This window comes from Leifsonia shinshuensis (assembly GCF_013410375.1).
Taxonomy (GTDB): domain Bacteria; phylum Actinomycetota; class Actinomycetes; order Actinomycetales; family Microbacteriaceae; genus Leifsonia; species Leifsonia shinshuensis.
In genome coordinates this window covers 3,998,527-4,021,591 of the sequence record NZ_JACCFL010000001.1, presented here as the reverse complement: position 1 = coordinate 4,021,591, position 23,065 = coordinate 3,998,527, and the positions used below count along the sequence as shown (strand labels likewise).

28 protein-coding genes are annotated in these 23,065 nt (G+C 73.5%); 18 read left to right on the top strand and 10 right to left on the bottom strand.

Annotation, left to right across the window (positions count from 1 at the left end; genetic code table 11):
• Positions 1–5 precede the first annotated feature (5 nt).
• A complete protein-coding gene (locus HNR13_RS19375; protein WP_218881272.1) occupies positions 6–1,007 on the top strand; it encodes a quinone oxidoreductase family protein in 1,002 nt (333 codons plus the stop codon).
• An 88-nt stretch (positions 1,008–1,095) separates the two neighbouring features.
• On the opposite strand, the gene HNR13_RS19370 is transcribed toward HNR13_RS19375, so the two are convergent.
• Complete coding sequence (locus HNR13_RS19370) at positions 1,096–1,347, bottom strand: hypothetical protein (RefSeq protein ID WP_246312817.1); 252 nt, start codon at positions 1,345–1,347, stop codon at positions 1,096–1,098.
• A 373-nt stretch (positions 1,348–1,720) separates the two neighbouring features.
• On the opposite strand from HNR13_RS19370, the gene HNR13_RS19365 reads away from it, so the two are divergent.
• Positions 1,721–2,086 carry a hypothetical protein gene (locus HNR13_RS19365; RefSeq protein WP_179608366.1) on the top strand — a complete coding sequence of 122 codons (366 nt, stop codon included), beginning with the start codon at positions 1,721–1,723 and terminating at the stop codon, positions 2,084–2,086.
• Here HNR13_RS19365 and HNR13_RS19360 read toward each other — a convergent pair.
• Positions 2,068–3,180: a sensor histidine kinase gene (locus HNR13_RS19360; RefSeq protein ID WP_179608364.1), complete on the bottom strand. Its 1,113-nt coding sequence runs from the start codon at positions 3,178–3,180 to the stop codon at positions 2,068–2,070. The two genes, HNR13_RS19365 and HNR13_RS19360, sit on opposite strands and share 19 nt — an antisense overlap.
• An 86-nt stretch (positions 3,181–3,266) precedes the next feature.
• On the bottom strand, positions 3,267–3,932 hold the full coding sequence (locus HNR13_RS19355; RefSeq protein ID WP_179608363.1) for a response regulator transcription factor: 666 nt from the start codon (positions 3,930–3,932) through the stop codon (positions 3,267–3,269).
• Positions 3,933–4,076: 144 nt separating this feature from the next.
• On the opposite strand from HNR13_RS19355, the gene HNR13_RS19350 reads away from it, so the two are divergent.
• From HNR13_RS19350 to HNR13_RS19335, 4 genes are read left to right on the top strand one after another with little or no spacing between them, the layout of a single operon-like run.
• Positions 4,077–4,586 (top strand): hypothetical protein, encoded by a 510-nt coding sequence (locus HNR13_RS19350; RefSeq protein ID WP_179608361.1) that lies wholly within the window; start codon positions 4,077–4,079, stop codon positions 4,584–4,586.
• A gap of 10 nt (positions 4,587–4,596) precedes the next feature.
• Positions 4,597–5,691 carry an efflux RND transporter periplasmic adaptor subunit gene (locus tag HNR13_RS19345; RefSeq protein WP_179608359.1) on the top strand — a complete coding sequence of 365 codons (1,095 nt, stop codon included), beginning with the start codon at positions 4,597–4,599 and terminating at the stop codon, positions 5,689–5,691.
• Positions 5,688–6,380, top strand: coding sequence for an ABC transporter ATP-binding protein (locus HNR13_RS19340; protein WP_179608358.1), 693 nt, complete (start codon positions 5,688–5,690; stop codon positions 6,378–6,380). The genes HNR13_RS19345 and HNR13_RS19340 overlap by 4 nt, the downstream gene beginning before the upstream one ends.
• Positions 6,377–7,594, top strand: coding sequence for an ABC transporter permease (locus HNR13_RS19335; RefSeq protein WP_179608356.1), 1,218 nt, complete (start codon positions 6,377–6,379; stop codon positions 7,592–7,594). The genes HNR13_RS19340 and HNR13_RS19335 overlap by 4 nt, the downstream gene beginning before the upstream one ends.
• A gap of 23 nt (positions 7,595–7,617) precedes the next feature.
• Here the strand turns inward: HNR13_RS19335 and HNR13_RS19330 are convergent, their stop codons facing one another.
• The 4 genes from HNR13_RS19330 to HNR13_RS21340 all read right to left on the bottom strand — a co-directional run bounded on the left by HNR13_RS19330 (position 7,618) and on the right by HNR13_RS21340 (position 10,153).
• Positions 7,618–7,872 carry a hypothetical protein gene (locus HNR13_RS19330; RefSeq protein WP_179608355.1) on the bottom strand — a complete coding sequence of 85 codons (255 nt, stop codon included), beginning with the start codon at positions 7,870–7,872 and terminating at the stop codon, positions 7,618–7,620.
• Positions 7,873–7,946: 74 nt separating this feature from the next.
• Complete coding sequence (locus HNR13_RS21350) at positions 7,947–8,588, bottom strand: response regulator (protein ID WP_343063630.1); 642 nt, start codon at positions 8,586–8,588, stop codon at positions 7,947–7,949.
• Entirely contained in the window at positions 8,585–9,700 is a 1,116-nt protein-coding gene (locus HNR13_RS22095) for a histidine kinase (protein ID WP_218881271.1), read from the bottom strand. The genes HNR13_RS21350 and HNR13_RS22095 overlap by 4 nt, the downstream gene beginning before the upstream one ends.
• Positions 9,701–9,709: 9 nt before the next feature.
• Positions 9,710–10,153 carry a hypothetical protein gene (locus HNR13_RS21340; protein WP_218881270.1) on the bottom strand — a complete coding sequence of 148 codons (444 nt, stop codon included), beginning with the start codon at positions 10,151–10,153 and terminating at the stop codon, positions 9,710–9,712.
• 146 nt (positions 10,154–10,299) lie between these two features.
• Between HNR13_RS21340 and HNR13_RS19320 the strand changes: the two genes are divergently transcribed.
• Positions 10,300–10,908, top strand: coding sequence for a dihydrofolate reductase family protein (locus tag HNR13_RS19320; RefSeq protein ID WP_179608353.1), 609 nt, complete (start codon positions 10,300–10,302; stop codon positions 10,906–10,908).
• A 7-nt stretch (positions 10,909–10,915) separates the two neighbouring features.
• Here HNR13_RS19320 and HNR13_RS19315 read toward each other — a convergent pair whose 3' ends face one another.
• From HNR13_RS19315 to HNR13_RS19305, 3 genes are read right to left on the bottom strand one after another with little or no spacing between them, the layout of a single operon-like run.
• Positions 10,916–11,353, bottom strand: coding sequence for an SRPBCC family protein (locus HNR13_RS19315; RefSeq protein WP_179608352.1), 438 nt, complete (start codon positions 11,351–11,353; stop codon positions 10,916–10,918).
• On the bottom strand, positions 11,350–11,778 hold the full coding sequence (locus tag HNR13_RS19310; protein ID WP_179608350.1) for a metalloregulator ArsR/SmtB family transcription factor: 429 nt from the start codon (positions 11,776–11,778) through the stop codon (positions 11,350–11,352). Before HNR13_RS19310 ends, HNR13_RS19315 begins: the two co-directional genes overlap by 4 nt.
• A 1-nt stretch (position 11,779) precedes the next feature.
• Positions 11,780–12,157 (bottom strand): VOC family protein, encoded by a 378-nt coding sequence (locus HNR13_RS19305; RefSeq protein WP_179608348.1) that lies wholly within the window; start codon positions 12,155–12,157, stop codon positions 11,780–11,782.
• Between the two features lie 65 nt (positions 12,158–12,222).
• Between HNR13_RS19305 and HNR13_RS19300 the strand changes: the two genes are divergently transcribed.
• The 11 genes from HNR13_RS19300 (at position 12,223) to HNR13_RS19250 (ending at position 23,054) form a co-directional block, all read left to right on the top strand.
• Positions 12,223–12,981 (top strand): IclR family transcriptional regulator, encoded by a 759-nt coding sequence (locus tag HNR13_RS19300; RefSeq protein WP_179608347.1) that lies wholly within the window; start codon positions 12,223–12,225, stop codon positions 12,979–12,981.
• Between the two features lie 129 nt (positions 12,982–13,110).
• Positions 13,111–14,280, top strand: a complete 1,170-nt coding sequence (locus tag HNR13_RS19295) for a 4-hydroxybenzoate 3-monooxygenase (RefSeq protein ID WP_179608345.1) — start codon at positions 13,111–13,113, stop codon at positions 14,278–14,280.
• Between the two features lie 8 nt (positions 14,281–14,288).
• Positions 14,289–15,068, top strand: a complete 780-nt coding sequence (gene pcaH, locus HNR13_RS19290; protein ID WP_179608344.1) for a protocatechuate 3,4-dioxygenase subunit beta — start codon at positions 14,289–14,291, stop codon at positions 15,066–15,068.
• Complete coding sequence (pcaG, locus tag HNR13_RS19285; RefSeq protein WP_179608342.1) at positions 15,061–15,624, top strand: protocatechuate 3,4-dioxygenase subunit alpha; 564 nt, start codon at positions 15,061–15,063, stop codon at positions 15,622–15,624. Before pcaH ends, pcaG begins: the two co-directional genes overlap by 8 nt.
• Positions 15,617–16,783 (top strand): lyase family protein, encoded by a 1,167-nt coding sequence (locus tag HNR13_RS19280; protein WP_179608340.1) that lies wholly within the window; start codon positions 15,617–15,619, stop codon positions 16,781–16,783. Before pcaG ends, HNR13_RS19280 begins: the two co-directional genes overlap by 8 nt.
• Positions 16,780–17,964: a bifunctional 3-oxoadipate enol-lactonase/4-carboxymuconolactone decarboxylase PcaDC gene (gene pcaDC / locus HNR13_RS22090; RefSeq protein ID WP_343063629.1), complete on the top strand. Its 1,185-nt coding sequence runs from the start codon at positions 16,780–16,782 to the stop codon at positions 17,962–17,964. Before HNR13_RS19280 ends, pcaDC begins: the two co-directional genes overlap by 4 nt.
• The gene (locus HNR13_RS19270; RefSeq protein WP_179608339.1) at positions 17,957–18,751 is read left to right on the top strand and encodes a CoA transferase subunit A; all 795 of its coding nucleotides are present in this window, start codon (positions 17,957–17,959) and stop codon (positions 18,749–18,751) included. Before pcaDC ends, HNR13_RS19270 begins: the two co-directional genes overlap by 8 nt.
• 1 nt (position 18,752) lies before the next feature.
• Positions 18,753–19,421, top strand: coding sequence for a CoA transferase subunit B (locus tag HNR13_RS19265; protein ID WP_179608337.1), 669 nt, complete (start codon positions 18,753–18,755; stop codon positions 19,419–19,421).
• Entirely contained in the window at positions 19,414–20,628 is a 1,215-nt protein-coding gene (locus HNR13_RS19260) for an acetyl-CoA C-acetyltransferase (RefSeq protein WP_179608335.1), read from the top strand. The genes HNR13_RS19265 and HNR13_RS19260 overlap by 8 nt, the downstream gene beginning before the upstream one ends.
• A 105-nt stretch (positions 20,629–20,733) precedes the next feature.
• Positions 20,734–21,501, top strand: a complete 768-nt coding sequence (locus HNR13_RS19255; protein ID WP_179608334.1) for an ABC transporter ATP-binding protein — start codon at positions 20,734–20,736, stop codon at positions 21,499–21,501.
• Positions 21,483–23,054, top strand: coding sequence for a transporter (locus HNR13_RS19250; RefSeq protein ID WP_179608332.1), 1,572 nt, complete (start codon positions 21,483–21,485; stop codon positions 23,052–23,054). Before HNR13_RS19255 ends, HNR13_RS19250 begins: the two co-directional genes overlap by 19 nt.
• The last annotated feature ends 11 nt before the right edge of the window (positions 23,055–23,065 follow it).

Here is a 23,065-nt window from a genome sequence, read left to right as displayed (position 1 = left end):
CGGCGATGGGCGGCCCAACGGAGCGCGCGGCGGCCCGCGTCGTCCGCTTCGGTGACGCGTCCGCGATCGGGATCGCCCGCCAGCGGGTGCGTCCGCCGCGCGGCAACGAGGTGCTCGTGCGCGTCACCCACGCGGCCCTCGGCGCGACGGACGTGCTGGCCCGGCGGGGAGGCTACGTGCTCCAGCCGGTGCCGGGCTTCGTCCCCGGCTACGACTTCGTCGGGGTGCTGGAGACGGAGTCCGCCGTGTCGGTCGCGCTCGGCCTCCGCACCGGCGCGCGCGTCGCCGGCGTCCTCCCGCGGATGGGAGCGCACGCGACCCTGCTGGTGCTGCCGCCGACCTACCTGGTCGCGGTCCCGGACGCCCTCTCGTCGGAGGCTGCGGCGACAGTCCCGCTCAACGGCGTGACCGCGGCGCTCGCCCTCCGGTACGCCGGGCCGGCGCCGCGCATCCTCATCCAGGGGATCACGGGCGCGGTCGGCGCGCTCGCCGCCCAGCTCGCCCTCCGCGACGGGAGGACGCTGTTCGGCACCGGGACGACACCGCCGCCGGGCCTCGCGGACGGCGACCCGCGGCTCACCCTCGTCGACTACCGCGACCCCGGATGGCCCGCGGAGGTGCGCGAGCGCACGGGCGGAGGCGTGGAGGCCGCGATCGACCACACCGGCTCCCCGCTCGTACGGGAGGCGGTCGCACCGGACGGCGTCGTCGTCCGGACCGCGTTCGCCGGCCGCTCCGGCCACGAACGCGGCGACGCGCTGCGCGGCACGGCCGCGGCGGTGGTCCGCAGCCGAGCACACCCGCGCGAGGTGGTGTGCTCGGTGCCGTTCTGGGTGCTGCGGAAGCGGGTGGAGTACCGGCGGATGCTCGCCGGATTGCTGGGTGATGTCGCGGAGGGGAGGCTCCGCGCGTTCGAGCCGGAGGTGTACCCGTTCAGTGCGGTGTGGGACGCGCACCGGGCGGCGGAGGCACGGAGTGCGGGGCGGACGGTCGTGCTGGCGATGTGAGGGCCGGCGGCGCAGCCGGAAAGCGGCGCCGTACGGACGCCGCCACCAAGGGGGCCGGCCACCGCTCGGCCCCCTTCGTCATCGGCCGCTACCGGGTCATGCCCTGGCGGATCCAGGTCTGGGCCGCCCAGAGCAGGTTGTAGAGGTTCCACGGGGCGACGTCGAAGCTGTCCCACCGCTGACCGATGTGCGCCGTCCACTCGGGCAGGCGGCAGCAGGCCCGATGACCGAGGGCGCGGAACAGTGAATCGCAGAACGCGCGACGGAGGCGCGAGGGCGGGGTGCACAGGCGTTCGCCGTACACCATGCGGAAAAGAAGGTCGTTGAGCGCAGTCGTCATGGGAGACTCCCTGATCGGTGTCGCCGGCCGCCGGGTGCGGCTAGCGTTGCTGCGCGCTCATGGCGACAGAATAGCGCCAAGCGTCAGGTGCGCGGCGCCTCCGAGTCGGCACTTCAACCGTACGGAGCAGAATTCCGGCTCACCCACCCACGGCCGTATGGGAGTGGCTCCCCCACTCCCACACGGCATTCGGGTAAGACCCCGGCGCGTGGCGAGACGCCCCCTAACTGCGTGCGCGGCGCCGGTGACCCTTCCAGAGTAACCGCAGAGTAGACCGTACAGTAAACCCTGTTTCGGCGCGGCGTGCCCCGGATGGGATGCGCGGAATCCCGGGGGTGCCCTGCGCGGCGCGGCGCTGGCTATCATGTGCGCCATGAGCACGAAGAGCAGGCAGGCGCCGCATCAGGAGGAGACGCTGCACCTGGGCGCTCACCGGGGGATGTGGGGTGCCTTCGCCGGGCTGATTACGGCGGTCCTGATCGCGTATCCGCTCTCCGCGAGCATCGCGTTCGCCACGCATCCGGCCACGCAGAAGCTGTTCGGGGAGCGGCTGGCGTCGGCGTCGCAGGCCGGGTTCCAGGCGTTCTGGTGGATCATCGCGCTCGGCTGCCTGGCGCTGCCGTTCCTCGTCGGGTTCGGGATCGCGCGGATGTCGGGGCGAACCCTCGTCATCATCGGCGGTGTGGTCGTCGTGTTCCTCATCCTGGTGCTCGTGATGGGTCAGTTGTTCCTGTTCTGAGCCGGCGACGCCCACACGGGCACGGCGAGGACCACGGTGAGCCCGCCGCCGGGTCGTGGTGCGAGCCGCAGCGTTCCCCGGTGCGCCTCGACCACGCTTGACACGATGGCGAGGCCGAGGCCGTGGCCGCGCACCGATTCGGCCGCGGAGCCGGTCCGCCCCGCCCCGCGAGCGAACGGTTCGAGCAGGTCCTCGACCCGGTCCGCGGGGATCACCGGACCCGTGTTCTCGATGCGAAGCTCGCCGGTGCCGTCCCTCACGGCGACGCGGACGACGACCTCGCCTCCCTCGAGGTTGTGGCGGACGGCGTTCAGCACCAGGTTCGACACCGCGCGCCGGATGAGCGTGGCCTCGCCGGCGACGGCGACGTTGTGCAGGGAGACCGCGATCCGGATGCCTCGAGCCTCCAGTTCCGGGCCGGCGGCTTCGATGGCCTCCCGGACGACCGCGTCCAGCCGGACCTCCTCCATCGTCAGCGGGCGGGGCCCGATCGCGGCGAGCGCAAGGAGCGACGCGACCGTCTCGACGCTGCGCCGGTTGGTCTCACGGACGCGCTCCGCGACACGGCGGAACGCCCCCGCGTCGGCGTCCGGGTCGTCGAGCACCACGTCGAGCAGGGTCTGGGTCGTCGCCAGCGGTGTCCGCAGCTCGTGGGAGGCGTTCGCCGCGAACCTCCGGTGGGCGTCGAAGGTCCGGTGGAGGCGGTCCAGCATGGCGTCGAACGTGTCCGCCAGGTCGCGCAGCTCGTCGCGCGGGCCGCTCAGGTCGATCCGCTCCGAGAAGTCCCCGGAGCCCGCCCGCTGCGCGGCCCGGTTGATGCGCGTCAGCGGCTGGAGGAGGCGGGACGAGATGGCCCAGGACAGCACGGCCCCGGCACCGACGAGGAGGACGAGGACCACGAGGGAGACGACGAGCGTCGCGTTGAGGATCTCCTCCGGCGAGTTCAGCGACAGGAGGGCGGACGGTCCGGGTTCGTCGCCGCGGAGGCTGCTGCGCCCGGTCGCGACGTACGACGGCACCGTCCGCATGAACAGGGAGACGGCTGCGGCCATGATCAGGCCGGCCGCAGCGACCACGCCGGTGAAGGTCAGCATCAGCCGCGCGCGGATCGTCGGGGACGGGAGCCGGGACCGTCCCTCCGCCGAGGGCCGCGCACCATCGCCCCGCGTCGGCGGAGGACTCATTCCGGCGGGCCGATCCGGTACCCAACGCCCGGAACAGTGTGGACGAGCCGGGGACGACCCAATCCCTTGCGCAGCGTAGAGATGGTCACCCGCACCGTGTTGGTGAACGGGTCGGCGTTGATGTCCCAGGCCTTCTCGAGCAGGGTCTCCGCGCTGACCACCCCGCCCTCCGAACGCAGCAGCAGGTGGAGCACGGAGAACTCCTTGTTGGTCAGCCGCACGAGCCTCCCGTCCCGGTAGACCTCGCGGCGGAACGGGTCGAGCCGCACGCCGAAGGCTTCGAGGGTCGGCGGATGCGCGGGCCCGGTGCGACGGCCGAGGGCGCGCACCCGGGCGACCAGCTCGGGGAACTCGAACGGCTTGGCCAGGTAGTCGTCCGCGCCCGCCTCGAATCCTTCGACCTTCTCGTCCAGCCCGCCCGCGGCGGTGAGCATGAGCACGCGGCAGCCGGGACGGTTGGCCGTGATCCACGCGCACACCTCGTCGCCGTGGACCAGCGGGAGGTCGCGGTCGAGCAGCACGATGTCGTAGTCGTTGACCGCGAGCAGTTCCAGGGCGGTCTGCCCGTCGGGCGCGATGTCCGCCGGGACGGATGCGCGGCGCAACCCGGTCCGGATGGCGTCGGCGAGGTAGGCCTCGTCCTCCACGATGAGCGTGCGCATCCGGCCCCCGATCCGTTTCGGGGAAGTCAAGCACGGCCGTCGTCAAGCCGGCGTAAAGAATCCGCCGAACGCCGGCTTAACGTCCCGGCTGGTGGACTGGCCACTCGTTCGGCAACGCCCGATGAGACGAAAGGACACCCGACCGTGACGATCACCAGACGACGGAGGCGTACACCTCCGGCCCTCGCCCTCGGTTTCACCATCGCGCTGGCCGCGCTGACCGCGCTGGCCGGCTGCGCCGGCTCCGAGCCCGTGCCCGGGCCGCAGGCGACGGGCACGCCGAACGCGATGACACGTTCGGACTGGCAGCTCCGGTACGCGCACTGCATGCGGGAGAACGGCATCGACGCGCGCGACCCCGGCTCCGCGGGCGGAGCGCTTCTGGATACCGACGCCGACCAGGACACCCTCATGGCCGCGGCGGGGGCGTGCCGCGCGAAGCTCGGGAATCCGCCGGCGGCCACCGCGGAGGAGGCGTCCGAGGCGGAGCGGATGGCGCTCGACGCGGGTCGTGAGATGGCCCGGTGCTATCGGGAGCGCGGCTACGACATGCCCGACCCCCGGCCCGGCGAAGCGCCGCAGCTCCCCGCCGACGCCTCGGATGAGGCGCTGCAGGCGTGCGGGGCCGGTGGCCGAGCGACGCCGGGGCAGTGAGAAGCGCACGATGACGTCGACGGATACGCAGGAAGAGCAGCACACAGGCAGGCGGAGGCGGAGGCTGTGGTGGCTCGCGGCGACGGGCGCGCTCGGAGTGGTCGCCGCCGTCGCGGCCGCGGCGCCCCTCGCCGAACGCCCGGCCGACCCGGCGCCGCGGCCGAAGGCGGCCAGCGTGACGATCGAGCGGGGGACGCTCGAAGGCTCGCACACGGTCCCCGGTGTGCTGGACTACGCCGGGCCCCGGAACGTCGCCGCCGGCCTCAACGGCATCGTCACCGCGGTGCGCGAGCCGGGCGACCGGGTCGCCGCGGGCGACGAGCTCCTCCGGATCGACGACACCCGCGTCTCGCTCATGCATGGCGCCCGCCCGGCCTGGCGCGACTTCGAACCCGGCATGACGGCAGGCTCGGACGTCCGGCAGCTGCAGGAGTCGCTCGGCGCCCTCGGTCATTTCGCCGGTGAGCCGGACGGGGACTACGGAGCCCGGACGGTCGCGGCGGTGCGCGCCTGGCAGTCGGCGACCGGCCAGCAGAAGACCGGGCGGATCGAGCTCGGACGCGTCGTGTTCCTCCCGGCGGACGCCCGGATCGCGTCGGTGGAGACCTCGGTTGGGGAGCGCGTCGGGGCCGCCTCCCCGGCGCTCGTCGTCACCGGCCGGGACCGGCTGGTCACGGCCGACCTGAAGCTCGGCGACCAGCGCCTCGGTGTGCCCGGCGCGGCCGTGACGATCGCACTGCCCGCGGGCGGGCGGACGACCGGCGTCCTCTACCGGGTCGGCCAGCCGACGGAGCGCCAGAACAACGGCCGCACCTCCACCGTCGTTCCGATCGAGATCCAGCTGGACCGGGCGGAGGACGCCGACGGTGTCGACCGGGCGAACGTGACGCTCCGCATCCCGACGGAACGGCGCGAGGACGTGCTCTCGGTGCCGGTGGAGGCGCTTCTGGCGCTCTCCGGCGACGAGTTCGGCGTCGAGGTGCTGGCGAAGGACGGGACGACCAGCCGGTTGCCGGTGACGACGGGACTGTTCGCCGGCGGCCGCGTCGAGATCTCCGGCGACGGAGTGCGCGAGGGCCTCCGCGTCGTGGTGCCGGAACGATGAGCGCCGTGATCGAGTTGCGCGGCGTCGAGCGCGCCTACGGAACTCCGGCCACGCTCGCGTGCGCCGGGGTGTCGGTGACCATCGAGGAAGGCGAGTTCGTCGCCGTCGTCGGCGCGAGCGGGTCGGGCAAGTCCACCCTGCTGAACCTCATGGGCACGCTCGACCTGCCCACCGCGGGAACCGTGAGGGTGGCCGGACGAGACGTCGGCTCCCTGGCGGACGACGAGCTGGCCGGCCTGCGCGCGCGCCGCATCGGCTTCGTCTTCCAGCAGTTCCACCTGCGCGAGGGCGCCACCTCCCTCGACAACGTCGCCGACGGCCTGCTGTACGCGGGGGTGCCGCGCGCGGGCCGGCGGGAACGGGCGCGGTCCGCGCTGGCCCGGGTCGGGCTGGCGGATCGTGCGCGGCACCGGCCGCACCAGCTGTCCGGAGGGGAACGCCAGCGAGTGGCGATCGCCCGCGCGCTCGTCAGCGACCCTTTGGTGCTGCTCGCGGACGAGCCGACCGGGAATCTCGACTCGGAGACGGGCGCCGAGATCTTCGAGCTGCTCCGATCCCTCAACGCCGCGGGCGCGACGGTGATCGTGATCACGCACGACCAGGGGATGGCGGAGCGGTTCCGGCGGCGGATCGTCGTCGCAGACGGGCGGGTGCGCGAAGACACCCGGAGCGAGGAGGTACGGCCATGACGACGACCGGATCCGTGTCGGGGACAGAGGCCGAGGCTCCGCGCTCGCGCCTGCGGTTCGCGGACAGCCTCGCGCTGGGTGCGAGCGGACTGCGCACCCGTCCGCTCCGGGTCGTACTGTCCGCGCTCGGGATCGCCATCGGCATCGGCGCGATGGTCGCCGTCGTCGGCGTCTCGGCGTCCAGCCAGGCGCGGCTGGACGACCAGCTCGCGGCGCTCGGCACGAACCTGCTGGAGGCGAAGGCGAACACCGGGCTCATGGGGGAGGAGGCGCAACTGCCGCCGAACACCGTCGCGAAGGTCGGCATGCTGGACGCCGTCGAGTCGGTTAGCGCGACCAGCGTCCTCCCCGTCGACGTCCTGCGCAGTCCGCTGTCGGACGAGCGTGCGACGGGAGGGATCGGCGTGCACGCCGCGGACCTCGACCTGCTCGAGGTGACGGCGACACCGCTCGCGGCCGGTCGCTGGCTCGACCGGGCCACGGACGGCTTCCCCACGGTCGTGCTGGGGACGGAGGCCGCCCGGCGCCTCGGGATCGTCAGCGTCGGCAGCCAGGTCTGGCTGGGCGGCCGCTCCTTCACCGTCGTCGGCATCCTCGCTCCCTCGGCCCTCGTGCCCGACCTGGACACGTCCGCGCTGATCGGCGAGCGGATCGCGGCGACCGCGTTCGACCACGACGGCTCACCGACGGTCGTGTATCAGCGCGTGGCCGAGTCGCGGATCGACGAGGTGCGGACTCTGCTGCCGCCGACGGTCAATCCCGAAGTGCCGTCAGAGGTCGCGGTCTCCCGGCCCTCGGACGCGCTGGCGGCCAAGGCCGCCGCTGACGACGCCTTCAGCGGCCTGCTCGTGGGGCTCGGCTCGGTCGCGCTGCTCGTCGGCGGGATCGGGGTCGCGAACACGATGATCATCTCCGTGCTCGAACGGCGCCGCGAGATCGGCCTCCGCCGCGCGCTCGGCGCGACGCGCAGCCACATCCGGCGGCAGTTCCTCGTCGAAGCGCTGCTGCTCTCCGCGATGGGAGCGGCGGGAGGCGTGGCCCTCGGGGCTGCCGCGACCGCGATCCTCGCGCTGGCGAACGGCTGGCCGGTGGCCATCCCTCCCGCGCTCCTCGGGATCGCCGCTGCGGCCGCGCTCGCGATCGGGGCGGCCGCCGGGCTCTACCCCGCGATCCGCGCGGCGCGCACGCCTCCGGTCACGGCGTTGAGCGGGTGAGCCCGGGCGGTGCGGCGCCGCGCTCAGTGGTCCACTTCGCCGAGGTCTTCCGCGTTGAGGTCGTCCGGCGAGCCCATCACCGCCGGCACGCACTCGGAGAACGCGTAGCGCAGCAGCACCGGCCATTCGCTGGCGTCGACCAGGTCGAAGACGTCCACCACCGCGGCGCCCCCGATGTGGGAGGGCACCCGCAGCTCGAACGGCGGCTCGCTCGTGCGCTCGAACTCGATCTCGTACGCGACGTCGCCGCGCTCGAGGACGGCCAGCACGATGTCCATGTCATCCGTCCTACCCGTTCCGGCGCGGCGGCAGAACCCCCGATCCGCCGAACACCGCAACCCGAGCCTCGCGGCTACAGGTCCAGCAGTCCCCGCCGGAATCCCTCCGCGACCGCCGCGGCCCGGTCGCCGACGCCCAGCTTGGCGTAGATGCTGAGCAGGTGCGTCTTCACGGTCGCCTCGCTCAGGTGGAGGCGCTCGCCGGCGGCGCGGTTGGTCGCGCCGTCGGCGACAAGGGCGAGGATCTCCAGTTCGCGCGGCGACAGCAGGTTCGCCTCCGGCGTCCGCACCCGGCCGACCAGCCGCGACGCCACCGAGGGCGCGAGCACGGCGTCGCCGGCCGCGGCCGCCCGGATGGCGCGCAGCAGGTCCTCGCGGGGCGCGTCCTTGAGCAGGTAGCCGGTCGCGCCCGCCTCGATCGCGGGCAGCACGTCGGAGTCGCCGTCGAAGGTGGTGAGCACCACCACCCGGCTCGGGAGGCCGAGCCGGGTGAGCTCGCGGATCGCGGCGACGCCGTCCATGCCGCGCATCCGCAGGTCCATGAGCACCACGTCCGGCAGCAGCACCCGGGCGAGCCGCACCGCCTCCGCGCCGTCGGACGCCTCGCCGACGACCTCCACCCCGGGGTCGGAGGCCACCATGCCGACGATGCCGTCGCGGACGACGGGATGGTCGTCGACCACGAGCAGCCGCACCGGGGCGGCCGGGGCGCTCACGCGGGCACCTGCACGCGGATCGCGGTGCCGTGGCCGGGACGGGACTCCACCACCAGGCCGCCGGCGACCGACTCGATCCGCTCGCGCATGGCGACGAGGCCGTAGCCGCCGTCCTCCGGCCGGTCGGGCTCCGCGGTGCGGGCCGCCGGGTCGAAGCCGCGGCCGTCGTCGCGCACCTCCAGGCGGGTGCCGGTGGCGTCGGTCCGCAGTGTCAGCCGCACACGCCGGGCACCGGCGTGACGTTCGACGTTGGCGAGGGCCTCCTGCGCGGTCCGCAGCAGCGCGACCTCCACGTCCGTAGGGAGGGCGGAGGCGTCGCCGGTGGTCGTGACGTCCACGGGGATGCCGGTGCGCTCCGACCAGGCACGCGCGAGCTGGCCGATCGCCTCGGGCAGCCGCATCGCGTCCAGGGCGGCGGGGCGCAGGGCATGCACCGAGCGCCGCGCCTCGGCGAGCCCGTCGCGGGCGAGCGCGAGGGCGGCGTCCGTGTGGCGGGCGCGCCCGGCGTCGTCGGGCGCCTGCTCCGCCGCCTGGAGTTGGGTCACGATCCCGGCGAAGCCCTGGGCGAGCGTGTCGTGGATCTCGCGCGCCATCCGCGACCGCTCGACCTCCGTCGCGGTCAGCTTCACCTGGCGCTCGGTGAGCCGGAGCGACCAGGACAGGCCGCACATGGCGACCACGTTGAGCAGCAGGATGCCGGCGATCCCGACGATCCCGGCCAGGTCGAACCGCAGCGTGGAGCTCTGCGCGATCCCCGCGACCACCGCGGTCGCGCCGACCGCGAGCAGCTCCCACGGCCACGGCACGATCGAGTACGCGAAGGTGAAGGTGGCGATCGCGAGGAACCCGAACCAACCGTCCCGGAGGACGAGCGCCAGGTTGAGCGCGATGAGCCCGGCCATGAACACGGCGATCACGACCGGGCGTTCCTGGATCCGCGCCGGCAGGAGCCGCAGCGCGAGGATCCACGCGGCGGTCAGCGCGGAGAGGGCGAGCGTCGGCACGAGCTTCGCCCAGTCGCCCCACTGCACGCCGAGCGTGAAGGCGACCAGCACCGCCAGCACGACGTACGGCGTGACCGTGAGCACGGTCCTCCAGCGCGGATCGATCACGTTCAGACCCTACGCGTTCGCGGCTTTCGCGGGGAACAGCGCCCGCGTCCTCGGCAGGTTGACGATGATCGCGACGGGCAGCACGAGCGCGCCGCAGACGGCCTGCTCGAGGCGCACCCAGTCGGGCAGGAAGCCGGGGATGGAGACGATCACGACGATCGCGGCGAGCACGATCGGCGCGATGATCCGCAGCCGCAGCAGGGCGCTGCGCGAGCCGCGCGCGGCGGCGATCGCGAAGATCAGCAGCAGCACGGCGCTGGCGAGCACGAACGAGCCGCGGATCCAGATGGCGATGTCGACCGCGACGCCGAAGGCGGCGAGCACGGGGAGGGAGCCGAGGAAGGCGGCGGAGAGGGCGACGAAGCAGCCCAGCAGGACGAGCACCGGGCGGAGGGCCGCGCGGCGGGCCGTGGCGAGCACGGCGGCGGTGGTGGAAGTGGTGGTCTCGGTCATGTCCCCAGCCTCGCCGTGGGGCCGTCCCGCCGGATCGACCGAACGGCTGCTCCCGGGCATCGATCGGTTGGTGGCCGCCACCTGTTGCCTCCACCCTCCGCGGGGTGTAGACGGGGAGTGACCCCGAACCGGCAGGAGGATCCCGCATGTCTTCGATCGTGGTGCAGTCGTTCGTCACCCTCGACGGTGTCGTCCAGGGGCCGGGCGGCCCCGAGGAGGACACGGAGGGCGGTTTCCAGCATGGCGGGTGGCAGTTCGACTACGACGGCGACGGCACCATCGCGGAGTGGGAGAAGAAGACCGAGGCGCTGCTGCTCGGGCGGAGGACCTACGAGATCTTCGCCGGCTCGTGGGGGGTCTGGCCGGAGGACGCCGACGGGTTCCAGGGGGAGCTGACGCGGCGGTACAACCGCATCCCCAAGTACGTGGCGTCGCGCTCCCTCACCGAGGTCGGCTGGAAGAACTCCTACCTGCTCGGCCCGGACGTCCCCGGAGCGGTGGAGCGGCTGCGCGGCGAGCCGGGCGGCGAGATCCGGGTCTGGGGGAGCACGGAGCTGATCCGCACGCTCGCCGAGCACGATCAGATCGACGAGTACCGGCTGCTGGTGCACCCGCTGGTGCTCGGTGTCGGCAAGAAGCTCTTCGGCGACGGATTCCCCTCCACGCGGCTCGCGCTCGTGGAGTCCCGCTCGACGGCGTCCGGTGTCGTGATCAACGTCTACCGCCGCGCGGCGGAGGCGACGACGCGGGCCTGACCGTCCCTCACAGCGCGTCGAGCGCCGCCGTCATCCGCCGGAAGATGTGCGAGCGCCAGCCGCCGTTCATGATCTGGAACGCGCGGGCCTGCGCCGGGTCGTCCAGGTCGAAGCCGGACTGCGTCAGGAGCAGGCGGGTGCCGTCGCCCTCCGGCACGAGCTCCCAGGTGACGACGGTGTCCAGCGCGGTGCCCTCGCTCGACCACGAGATGCTCAGGAGCCGGCCGGGGGCGACCTCCAGCACTTCGCAGTCGACCAGGCCGGAGAAGCCGGTCTGCGGCACCGGCTCGGTCCGGAAGGCGAATCGCGTCCCGACGACCGGCGCGAAGCCGTCGTGCGGCATCAGCCAGCCGGCGAGGAGGTCGGGCTCGCTCAGCACGCGCCAGACCTTCGCCGGCGGATGCGGGAGGAACTCGTCGAACTCGAAGGTGGTCAGGTCGGTCATGTGCGGTCCGTCTCGGGGTCGTGGCTGGACTGGTCGGCAGGGGAGTGGTCGTCGGCGGAATGGTCGTGAGGCTCGGCGCCGGGCTCCTGGTCGTCCGGCAGCGCGTCCAGCGTCGCGCGGAGGCGGCGCATCCGCTCGCGCCAGAACCGCTCGTGCGGCGCCAGCCAGTCCCGCAGCTCGGTCCACGGCTCCGGGACCAGCGCGTAGAACACCTGCCGCCCGGCGGCACGCTCGGCGACCAGGCCGGCGTCCCGCAGGGCCCGCAGGTGCTCGGAGACCGACGGCCGGCTCATGGCGAACCGCGCCGCGATCTCGCCCGCGCTGCGCTCGCCGTCGAGCAGGAGGTCGAGGATGTCGCGCCGGGTGGGGTTGGCCAGCGCGCCGAACAGCTGATCGGCCGCCGAGTCCTTCGCCCTGGTCGGCACGTCAGCCCTGCTGGAGCAGCACGAACCCGTTGCCGTCGGGGTCGCTGAACTGCGTCTGGACGCCCCAGCCGACCTGCTCGGGGTCGGCGACCTCCACCGAGGCGGCGCGGAGGGCGGCGACGACGCCGGCGATGTCGTCGGTGTGCAGCACGATGCCCTGCTGCCAGCCGGGGGCCGCCTGGCCGGGGAACGGCGGGTGCAGCGTGAAGTCGACGCCGCTGCCGGCGGGCGCGACCGCGAGCCAGCGGCTGTCGCCGAAGGAGGCGTCGGCGCGGACCTCGAAGCCGAGCACGTCGCGGTAGAACGCCAGCGACCGCTCCTGGTCGGCGACGGGGATGGTCACGGTCTGGATGCGGAGCGCGGGGATCGAACTGGTCATGCGCCGAGTATACGTAGGAAAAAACCTACATATCAAGCCCGGTGCCGCGGCCCTAAGCTGACCGCATGGCCGGTGGAGCTCAGGACGACCGCAGTGTCGCGGAACGCGTCTTCGCGATCGCCGATGCGTTCGAGCGCGGCGACGAGCTGACCCTCAGCGAGATCGCCCGCCGCGCCCGCCTCCCCGTCTCCACGACGCACCGGCTCCTGGCCGAGTGGGTCTCCTGGGGCGGGCTGGTGCGCGGAGACGACGGCCGCTACCGGGTCGGCATCAAGCTGTGGCGGCTGGGCGTGCGGCAGCCGACCGCGCGCCGGCTCCGCGACGCCGCCATGCCCTACCTCCAGGACCTCCTGGAGGCCACGGGCGAGCACGTGCACCTCGCCGTGCGCGACGGGCTCGGCGCGGTCTACCTGGAGCGGCTGTCCGGCCCCGGCGCCGTGCGGGTGATCAGCGACGTCGGGTCGCGGCTTCCGCTGCACGCCACGGGAGTCGGCCTCGTCCTGCTGGCGTACGCGCCGGACGGCACGCTGACCGACCTGCTCGCCGAGCGCCCGCGCAAGTTCCAGCCGAACACGCTCACCCGCGAGAAGGAGCTGCGGGCCCGGCTCGCCAGCATCCGTGCGACAGGCGTCTCGCAGTCGGTCGAGGAGCTGACGCAGGGCGCGTTCTCGGTCGCGGCGCCGGTCCGGGACGCGACGGGGGACGTCGTCGCGGCGGTGTCGATCATCGCGCACGCCGACCGGGCGGCCGAGCCGCAGTTCGCGTTCGGCGTGCGGATGGCGGCGCGCGGCATCTCCGCCGCACTCGGCTCCGACTTCGAGTAGCGGCGGGTGATCTCCAGAGGAAGGGTGATCTCGAGAGGGAAAGGCTTCCACTGAATGGAAACCCCGTCCTCACGCCACCGCACTTCGCCGAGGATGGGACGACCTTCCCACCGACGCGAGAGGCGGAACATGCGAACCCAGGTCGCCATCATCGGGGCCGGGCCCGCGGGACTCCTGCTCGGCCACATCCTCCGACGAGCGGGAGTCGGTTTCGTCATCCTCGAGCAGAAGAGCCGCGAGTACGTGCTCGGCCGCGTGCGCGCCGGTGTCCTGGAGCAGGGCTCCGTCGACATCCTTCGCGAGCTCGGCCTCGATGCCGACCTCGCCGCGCGCGGTCTGACCCACCACGGCATCTACCTGCAGTACGAGGGCGAGCGCCACCACCTCGACTTCGTCGACCTCGTCGGCCGCACCGTCACCGTGTACGGCCAGCAGGCGCTGGTGCGGCACCTGCTCGCCGAGCACCACCGCATCGGCTCCGACGTCCGCTTCGAGGTCGACGGCGTCACGCCGCACGACATCGACACCGACGCGCCCTTCGTCACGATCGGCGGACCGGAGGGCGAGCGCATCGATTGCGACATCGTCGTCGGCGCCGATGGCTACCACGGCGTCTGCCGCCCGGCGATCCCCGGCGTCCAGGCCCTCGAGCGCAGCTACCCCTATGCGTGGCTCGGCATCCTCGCCGACGTGGCGCCCTCGACGGACGACCTCATCTACGCGCTGCACCCGGATGGCTTCGCGATGCACTCGATGCGCTCCCGGGAGGTCTCGCGCCTCTACCTGCAGGTCGATCCCGGCGAGTCGGTCGACGACTGGTCGGACGAGCGGATCTGGGAGGCGCTGCAGACCCGCCTCGGCGTGCCCGGCTGGACGCTGCGCGAGGGCGCGATCACCGAGAAGTCCATCACGCCGATGCGTAGCTTCGTGGCCTCCACGCTGGAGCACGGGCGCCTCTTCCTCGTCGGCGACGCCGGGCACATCGTCCCGCCGACCGGCGCGAAGGGCCTCAACTCGGCGATCGCCGACGTCGCGCTGCTCGGGCGCTCGCTGGCCGCGCACTTCCGCGGCGACGACGCGCTCCTGAAGCGCTACAGCGACTCCGCCCTCGCCCGCCAGTGGAAGGTGCAGCAGTTCTCGCAGTGGATGACGGAGATGCTGCACGTCCACCGCGAGGTCGCGGACGAGGCCGCCCGCGCCTTCCGCTACCGCAGCCAGCTCGGTCAGCTGGAGTACACCACCGGATCGCGTCACGCTCAGGCGGCTCTCGCCGAGCAGTACGCCGGCCTTCCCTTCTGAGGTATGCGATGAGCGCTGAAGCCACGAACGAACCGACGCAGAACCAGATCACCGCGGAGATCGCGGCCGCGCACGCCGCAGCCGCCGCGGCGGGTCCCCTGCCTGTGCATCCGCTGCGCGACTTCGGACCGTACCGCAGCTCGCGGCTGCGGCACCCCACCCACGAGTTGGTGCGGGCGGACCCGGAGGAGATCGAGCTCGTCTCGCCGGCGTTCGGGCACTCCGACGTCGCGGCGGAGGAGAGCGACCTCACCATCCAGCACAGCGGCGAGCCGCTCGGCGAGCGCATCATCGTGACCGGCCGGGTGCTCGACGGCGAAGGACGGCCGGTGCGCAACCAGCTCGTGGAGATCTGGCAGGCGAACTCGTCCGGCCGCTACGTGCACAAGCGCGACCAGCATCCCGCCCCGCTCGACCCGAACTTCACCGGCGTCGGCCGCGCGATCACGGGGGACGACGGCTCGTACCGGTTCGTGACCATCAAGCCGGGACCGTACCCGTGGCGCAACCACCGCAACGCCTGGCGGCCCGCGCACATCCACTTCTCGCTGTTCGGCTCGCAGTTCACGCAGCGGCTCGTGACGCAGATGTACTTCCCGAGCGACCCGCTGTTCGCGCTCGACCCGATCTTCCAGTCGATCGCCGATCCGGCCGCGCGCGAGCGGCTGATCGCCACGTACGATCACGACGTGAGCGAGCCGGAGTGGGCGCTCGGCTACCGGTGGGACATCGTCCTGACCGGCGGGAAGGCGACCTGGATGGAGCCGGAGGAGGGCGAGCATGCCTGAACAGCACGAGCAGTATCTCCAGACCCCGTCGCAGACCGTCGGGCCGTTCTTCGGCTACGCGCTGCCCTACGACGGCGGTCCCGAGGTCGCGCCGCCGTGGCGGGAGGGCGCGATCCGCCTGCACGGCACGGTCCTCGACGGCGACGGCGAGCCGGTTCCCGACGCGATCCTCGAGCTCTGGGGCGCCGACGAGGACGGGACGCCCATCGCCCGCCGGGGCAGCCTGCAGCGCGACGGCTACACCGTCACCGGCTTCGGGCGCGCCGCGGTCGACCGGGCCGGGCACTACTCGTTCACGACGGTGCGGCCGGGCGCTCCGTCCCCGGGGCGCGCGCCGTACCTGCTGGTGACCGTGTTCGCCCGCGGCCTGCTGCATCACCTCTTCACGCGCGCCTACCTGGAGGACGGCGACCCGTTCCTGGCAAGCGTGCCGGAGGAGCGGCGGAGCACCCTGATCGCGACGCCGGACGGCGACGGCAGCTACCGCTTCGACATCCGGCTCCAGGGCGAGGGCGAGACCGTCTTCCTCGACTTCGTGGGAGACGGGCGTGGCTGAACCCTTCGACTGGGGTCTCCTCGAGCCGGCCGGCTCAGTGGGTGTTCCGGCCGGCGACGATCGTGTGCTGGCCGCCCTGGTCCGCGTCGAGGAGGCCCTGGCCGGAGCCTGGGACGAGCTCGACGGCAGGGCGGCCCGGCCCGGGTACGCAGCGCTCGCCTTCGACCCGGACGCGATCGACCGCGAACGACTCACGGCGGGAGCGCGCGATGCGGGCGTGCCGGTCATCGCGCTGGTCGCGCAGTTGCGCGCGCAGGCGGGAGCGGAGGCGGAGCGGGTCCATCGCGGCGCGACCAGCCAGGACATCGTCGACTCGGCGCTGATGCTGGTCTCCCGGGACGCGCTCTCCCGCGCCCGCGACGCGCTGGCGGCCGCCGCGGCGGAGCTCGCCGCCCGTGCCGCTGCGTCGCGCTCGACGCCGCTGCTGGTCCGCACGCTGTCCCAGCCCGCGGAGCCGTCGACGCTCGGAGCATTCGTGGGGTCCTGGCTGGACGCGGTGGTGTCCGCGCTCGAGACGCTCGACCGCCTCGACTTCCCCGTCCAACTCGGCGGCGCCGTCGGGACCGGGGCCGCGTTCGGCCGGCTCGCCGCCCGTTCCGACGCGCCCAGGGACCTCCGCGCCGCGCTCGCCGCCCGCCTCGGGCTCACCGATCCCGGCCGTGCCTGGCACACCGAGCGCACCCCGGTGCTGGCCGTCGCGGACGGCGCCGCACTCGTCGCCGCCGTGGCCGGCCGGATCGGCCGCGACCTCGCGCTGGCCGCGAGGGACGGCGTGCTGCTCCCGGCGACCGGCGGCGGGTCGTCGGCGATGCCGCACAAGAAGAACCCGGTCGACGCCGTGCTGCTCACCGCGAACGGCCTCCGCGCCCCCGGCCTGCTCGCCACGATCCATACGGCCGCGTTGAGCTCGGACGCGCGCCCCGCAGGGGAGTGGCACGCCGAGTGGCAGGCCTGGCGCGGGCTGCTCCGCATCGCGGTCGAGAGCGCGGAGGTGCTCGCGCACGCGGTCGGTGACCTGGTGGTCGCGGACAACGCCGGGACCGGAGTCGACGCCGACGCCGACGACCTGGCTGCTGCGGGCGACGTCGCCGACGCCGCCGTCGCACGCTACCGGGCCCGCACGGCGCAGGACCGAGACGACCGAGAGGTGATCCCGTGACCGTTCCCCGCCTGCGCGGCTCGATGACCGCCGCCTCCCCGTCGGCCGCCACGTCGCGCCTCCTGGTGCTGCTGCCCTCCCTCGGCACGACGACCGAGCTGTGGGACGGCGTGGTGGCGCGGCTGTCCGGAGCTGCCGGGTCCCCGCGGATCCTGCGCGTCGACGTCCCCGGCCACGGCGCGTCCCCGGCCACGCACGAGCCGTTCACGATGGCCGAGCTCGCCCAGGGCGTGCTGGCGCTCGTCGACGAGGTCGGCGGCGGCGCCTTCGACGTCGCGGGCGACTCGCTCGGCGGCGCGATCGCGCTGGAGGTGGCCCTCGCCGCCCCGGAGCGGGTGCGCAGCCTGGCGATGTTCTGCTCGGGAGCGCGCATCGGCACGCCGGAGGGCTGGGCCGACCGCGCCGCGCAGGTGCGCGCCTCCGGCACCGCCTCGGTGGTGGCAGGCAGTGCCCAGCGATGGTTCGCGCCGGGCTACCTGGACGCACACCCCGACGGGCCCGGCGGCCGCGCGCTCCGGACGCTGCTCGACGTGGACGACGAGTCGTACGCGCTCTGCTGCGAGGCACTCGGCGGATTCGACCGGCGCGACGTGCTCGCCGGCGTGCGCACCCCGGCGCTCATCGTCGCGGGCTCGCACGACCAGGTCGCGACCTCCGCGTCGATGGCGGAGCTCGCCGCGGCCCTCCCCGACGCGCGGTTCGTCGACCTCGCGCATGCCGGCCACCTCGTCCCGCTCGAGGACCCCGCCGAGACCGCGGCGCTCCTGACGGCGCTGTTCGCGCGCACCGGCGACACGGCGGAGCGGGAGCCGGTCGCCGCGCGCGGCATGCGCGTGCGCCGCGCGGTGCTCGGCGACGCGCACGTCGACCGGGCGACCGCCGCGATCACGCCGGAGACCGCCGACTTCCAGGACTTCATCACCCGTTACGCGTGGGGCGAGGTGTGGGCGCGGCCGCAGCTGACCCGGCAGCAGCGATCGATCGCCACCCTCGCCAGCCTGGTGACCGGCGGGCACGAGAACGAGCTCAGGATGCACATCCGCGCGGCCCTGCGCAACGGCCTGACCCGCACCGAGATTGCGGAGGTCATCCACCACACCGCCCTGTATGCCGGGTTGCCCGCCGCCAACGGGGCCCTCGCGATCATGCGGGACATCTTCACGGAGGAAACAGATGGATAAGACGTGCGCGTCGGCTGCGGACGCGGTCGCCGACATCCCGGACAGCGCCTCGCTCGCCGTCGGCGGCTTCGGCCTGTCCGGCGTCCCGATCGTCACGATCCGGGCGCTGCTGGCGCGGGGCGTCGGCGGCCTGGAGGTCGTCTCCAACAACTGCGGCGTGGACGGCTGGGGACTGGGCGAGCTGCTCGCCGCGGGCCGTATCCGCCGCGTGATCGCCAGCTACATCGGTGAGAACAAGGAGTTCGCCCGACAGTATCTCGGCGGCGAGGTGGAGGTCGAGCTGACGCCGCAGGGCACCCTGGCCGAGCGGCTGCGCGCCGGCGGCGTCGGCATCCCCGCCTTCTACACCGCGACCGGCGCCGGCACGGCGGTGTCCGACGGCGGCATGCCGATCCGGTACGCCGCCGACGGCTCGGTGGCCGAGGAGAGCGCGCCGAAGGAGCTGCGCCCGTTCGATGTGTTCGGCCGCAGCCGCGAGTACGTGCTGGAGACCGCGATCCGCACCGACTTCGGGCTGGTCCGTGCCGCCGTGGGCGACCGGCACGGCAATCTGCGCTTCGAGAAGTCGACCCGCAACTTCAACCCGCTGGCCGGGATGGCCGGCCGCATCACCATCGCGGAGGTGGACGAACTGGTGGAGCCGGGCGTGCTCGGCCCCGACGACATCCACCTGCCCGGCATCTACGTGGACCGGGTGATCGCGCTGACCCCGGAGCAGTCCGCCGACCTCCCGATCGAGAAGGTCACCGTGCGCGCCCGCCCCACCAGCGCCCCGGAAGGGAACTGACATGCCCCGCACCCGCGACGAGATGGCCGCCCGCGCCGCCCTCGAACTGGAGGACGGCTCCTACGTGAACCTGGGTATCGGCCTCCCCACGCTCATCCCGAACCACCTGCCCGGCGGCGTGCACGTCGTGCTGCATTCCGAGAACGGCATATTGGGCGTCGGGCCGTATCCGTGGGAGGGCGAAGAGGATCCCAAGCTCATCAACGCGGGCAAGGAGACGGTGACCGTGCTGCCCGGCGCGAGCTACTTCGACTCGGCCGCGAGCTTCGGGATGATCCGCGGCGGCCGCATCGCCACCGCGGTCCTCGGGGCCATGCAGGTCTCGGCCGGCGGCGACATCGCCAACTGGGCGGTCCCCGGCAAGATGGTCAAGGGGATGGGCGGGGCGATGGACCTCGTCAACGGCGCCGAGCGCGTCATCGTGGTCATGGAGCACGTCGCCAAGGACGGCTCGGCCAAGCTGGTCGAGCAGTGCACCCTCCCGTTGACTGGCCGCGGCTGCGTCGACCGGATCATCACCGACCTCGCCGTGATCGACGTCACTGACGACGGCCTCGTGCTGCGCGAGGTCGCGCCGGGCGTCACGATCGACGACGTCGTGGAGGCGACAGGCGCCCCGCTCGCGATCCCGGCGGAGCTGACCGCGGGAACGGAGACGGCGCATGCCTGAGCTCCGCGAGGTCGTCGTCTGCTCCCCGCTGCGCACCCCTGTCGGCCGGATGGGCGGTGCGCTCGCCCCGGTGTCGGCGCTCTCCCTCGCCGAGACCGTGCTGCGCGCGCTCCTCGACCGGACGGGGCTCGACCCGGCCGCGGTGGAGGGAGTGATCGGCGCGCAGGGCTATCCCACGATGGAGGCTCCCGCCTTCGGCCGCGTCGCCGCGCTCAACGCGGGCTTCCCCGTCACGACGACCGGGTACCAGCTCGACCGGCGCTGCGGGTCCGGCCTCCAGGCCGTCGTCAACGCGGCGATGGAGGTGCAGACCGGCGCGAGCGACGTGCTGGTCGCGCTCGGCGCCGAGTCGATGTCGAACGCTCCCCTCTATACCGAGCAGGGCCGCCGCGGCCTGCCGCCCGGAGGCCTCCTGCTGCACGATGCGCTGGCGCGCGGGCGCGAGACGGTCGGCGGCCGGAACTTCCCCACACCGGAGGGCAACGTCGGCTCGGCGGAGACCCTGCGCCGCGAGTACGGCATCGGCCGCGAGGCCCAGGACGAACTCGCCCTGCGCTCGCACCGTCGCGCGGTCGCCGCGCAGGAGTCCGGCGCGTTCGACGCCGAGCTGGTGCCTGTCGTCGTGCCCGGCCGGAAGGGCGACGTCGTGGTCGACCGCGACGAGCATCCCCGCGCCGACACGACGCTCGAGGCCCTCGCCGCCCTCCGCCCGATCCTCGGCCGCACCGACCCGGCGGCGACCGTCACCGCGGGCAACTCCAGCGGCCAGAACGACGCCGCGGCCGCCGCCATCGTCACCACCCCGGAGCGCGCCGCCGCGCTGGGGCTCACACCCGTCCTCCGCCTGCGGTCGTGGGCGGTCGCGGGCAACGATCCGGCCGTGTTCGGCGTCGCGCCCGTCCCCGCGGCGAACAGAGCGCTGGAACGAGCGGGCGTCACCTGGTCCGACATCGACGTGATCGAGCTCAACGAGGCGTTCGCCGTGCAGGTGCTCGCCTGCCTGGCGGACTGGGGGATCGACGCCGAGGACCCGCGGCTGAACCCGCGCGGCAGCGGCATCTCGATCGGGCATCCCATCGGCGCCACCGGCCTGCGGATGCTCGCGACGCTCGCCCACGAGCTGCCCGCCTTCGACGGCACGCTCGCGATCGAGACCATGTGCATCGGCGGAGGCCAGGGCCTCGCCGCCGTGTTCGAGCGCGTCTGACCGCATGCGCGCCGTGCCCTCGACGAGGGCGGTGTGCGCCGGTGCCGTGTCGCGTAGGGTGAGGTGGGCTGCGTCAGAGGAGCACGACAGCCCTGGGGAGGTGCGATGACGCAGGACGATGCGGTCGCGGTGGCGATCCGGGGACTGCACAAGCGGTTCGGGGCCAAGGCGGCGGTGGACGGGATCGATCTCGACGTCCCGTCCGGGAGCTTCTACGGCCTGGTCGGCCCGAACGGAGCAGGCAAGACCACGACGCTCAACATGGTCACCGGGCTGCTGCGCCCCGACGCCGGCCAGGTGCTCATCCACGGCGTCGACATGTGGCGCGACCCGCTGGCGGGCAAGGCCCTCGTCGGCGTGCTCTCGGACGGGGTCCGGCTCTTCGACCGGCTCACCGGCGAGCAGCTGGTCGAGTACGCGGGGCTCCTGAGCGGGATGGACCGGCCGACCGCGGTCGAGCGCACCCACGACCTCCTGAACCTGCTCGACCTCGCGTCCGCGGGTGGCACGCTCGTGGTGGATTACTCCGCCGGCATGACGAAGAAGATCGCGCTGGCCGCGGCGATGGTGCACGCGCCGCGCGTGCTGGTGCTGGACGAGCCGTTCGAGTCCGTCGACCCGGTCTCCGCGGCGAACATCCGCGACATCCTGCACGGCTACGTCCGCGGTGGCGGCACGGTCATCGTGTCGTCCCACGTCATGGACCTGGTGGAGCGGATGTGCGACCACGTCGCGGTCATCACCGACGGTCACGTGGTCGTCGCCGGAACCGTCGACGAGGTGCGCGCGGGCTCCACGCTGGAGGACCGCTTCGTCGAGCTCGTCGGCGGCCGCCGCGTGGGGGAGGGACCGGAGTGGTTGCGACACTCGTAAGGCTGCGCCTGCTCGTCCTCCGCAACTCGTTCCGCCGCAGCACGTCGCAGCTGGTCGCGGTCGTCATCGGCGGCGTCTACGCGCTCATCGCGCTCGTCGTCGTGCTGGGCGGGCTCGTGCTGCTGGGCTTCGCGCCGACCGAGGTGGTGCGCACCGTGGTGATCATCGCCGGCTCGGCCGCCGTGCTCGGCTGGGCGGTCTTCCCGCTGCTGCTGTCGGGCATCGAGCAGACCCTCGACCCGGCCAAGCTCGCCGTCTACCCGATCCCGCTCCGGCCGCTCATGGTCGGCATGCTGCTCAGCGCGGCCGTCGGCGTCGCGGGGGCGGCCACGACGCTGGCGTCGCTGGCGACCTCGCTGAGCTGGATTCGGCTCCCGGGCATCGCCCTGGTGGCGCTGGTGACCGGCGTGCTCGGCGCCGCGACCTGCATCGTAGTGTCGCGCGCGGTCACGTCGGTGTCGAGCGGGCTGTCCGGCGGCCGGCGCTTCCGGGAGGCCAGCGGGCTGCTCATCCTCATCCCGCTCATCCTGGCCGGACCGATCGTGATCGGCATCACGCGCGGCCTCCGCTCGTCGTCGGACGCGCTGCCCGCCGTCGCCGACGGGCTGTCCTGGTCGCCGCTCGGAGCGGTGTGGGCCGTCCCGTCGCAGCTCGCGCTCGGCGACCCGCTGGGCGCGCTGGCGCGATTCCTGATCGCGGTCGCCACCTTCGCGGTGCTCTGGCTGGTCTGGCGCTGGGGACTGGCCCGGTCGCTGACGACGCCGGCGCGTGCCTCGTCGCGCGTCCGCGCCCAGGGCAAGCTGGGCTGGTTCGGCGTCCTGCCCGGCACCCGGTCGGGAGCGATCGCGGCCCGCTGCCTGACCTACTGGTTCCGCGACCCGCGCTACCTGCGCCAGCTGCTGGTGGTCCCGCTGATGCCGGTGCTGTTCTGGTTCTACTCGAGCCTCAACCACTCCTCCGTCCTGCCCGTGATCGCCGCGCCCGTCGTTGCCTTCTCGCTCGGCATCGGGATGATCGCCGATGTCTCCTACGACTCCACGGCGTTCGCGCTGCACGTCGCGAAGGCGGTGCCCGGGCGCGCGGACCGCTGGGGCCGCGCGGCGGCGCTGCTCTCCTTCGCGGTGCCGGCGGTCGTGCTCATCGCGATCTTCGGCGCGGCCGTCGGCGACGCCTGGCACGTGCTCCCCGGCCTGATCGGGCTGTCGCTGGGCATCCTCCTCACCGGGTCGGCGGTGTGCGCGGTGACCTCGGCGCGGCTGGTCTTCCCGGTGCCGGAGCCGGGCGACAACCCGTTCCGGTCGCGGCCGGGCGCGAACATCTCGCTGATCGGGCCGACCTTCGCGGCCTGGGGCGTGATCGCGGTGCTGTGCCTCCCCGAGATCGTGCTCTTCATCGTCGGGCTGGTGACCGGGGAGGCGCTCTGGGGCTGGGCGGCGCTCGTCGTCGGCGTGGCGCTGGGCGGGGTGCTGGTCGCGGTCGGCGTGCGGATAGGCGGGAACGTCCTCGACGCACGGGCGCCGGAGCTTCTCCTCCAGCTGCGGAAGGACGCCTAGGGATGGCCGGG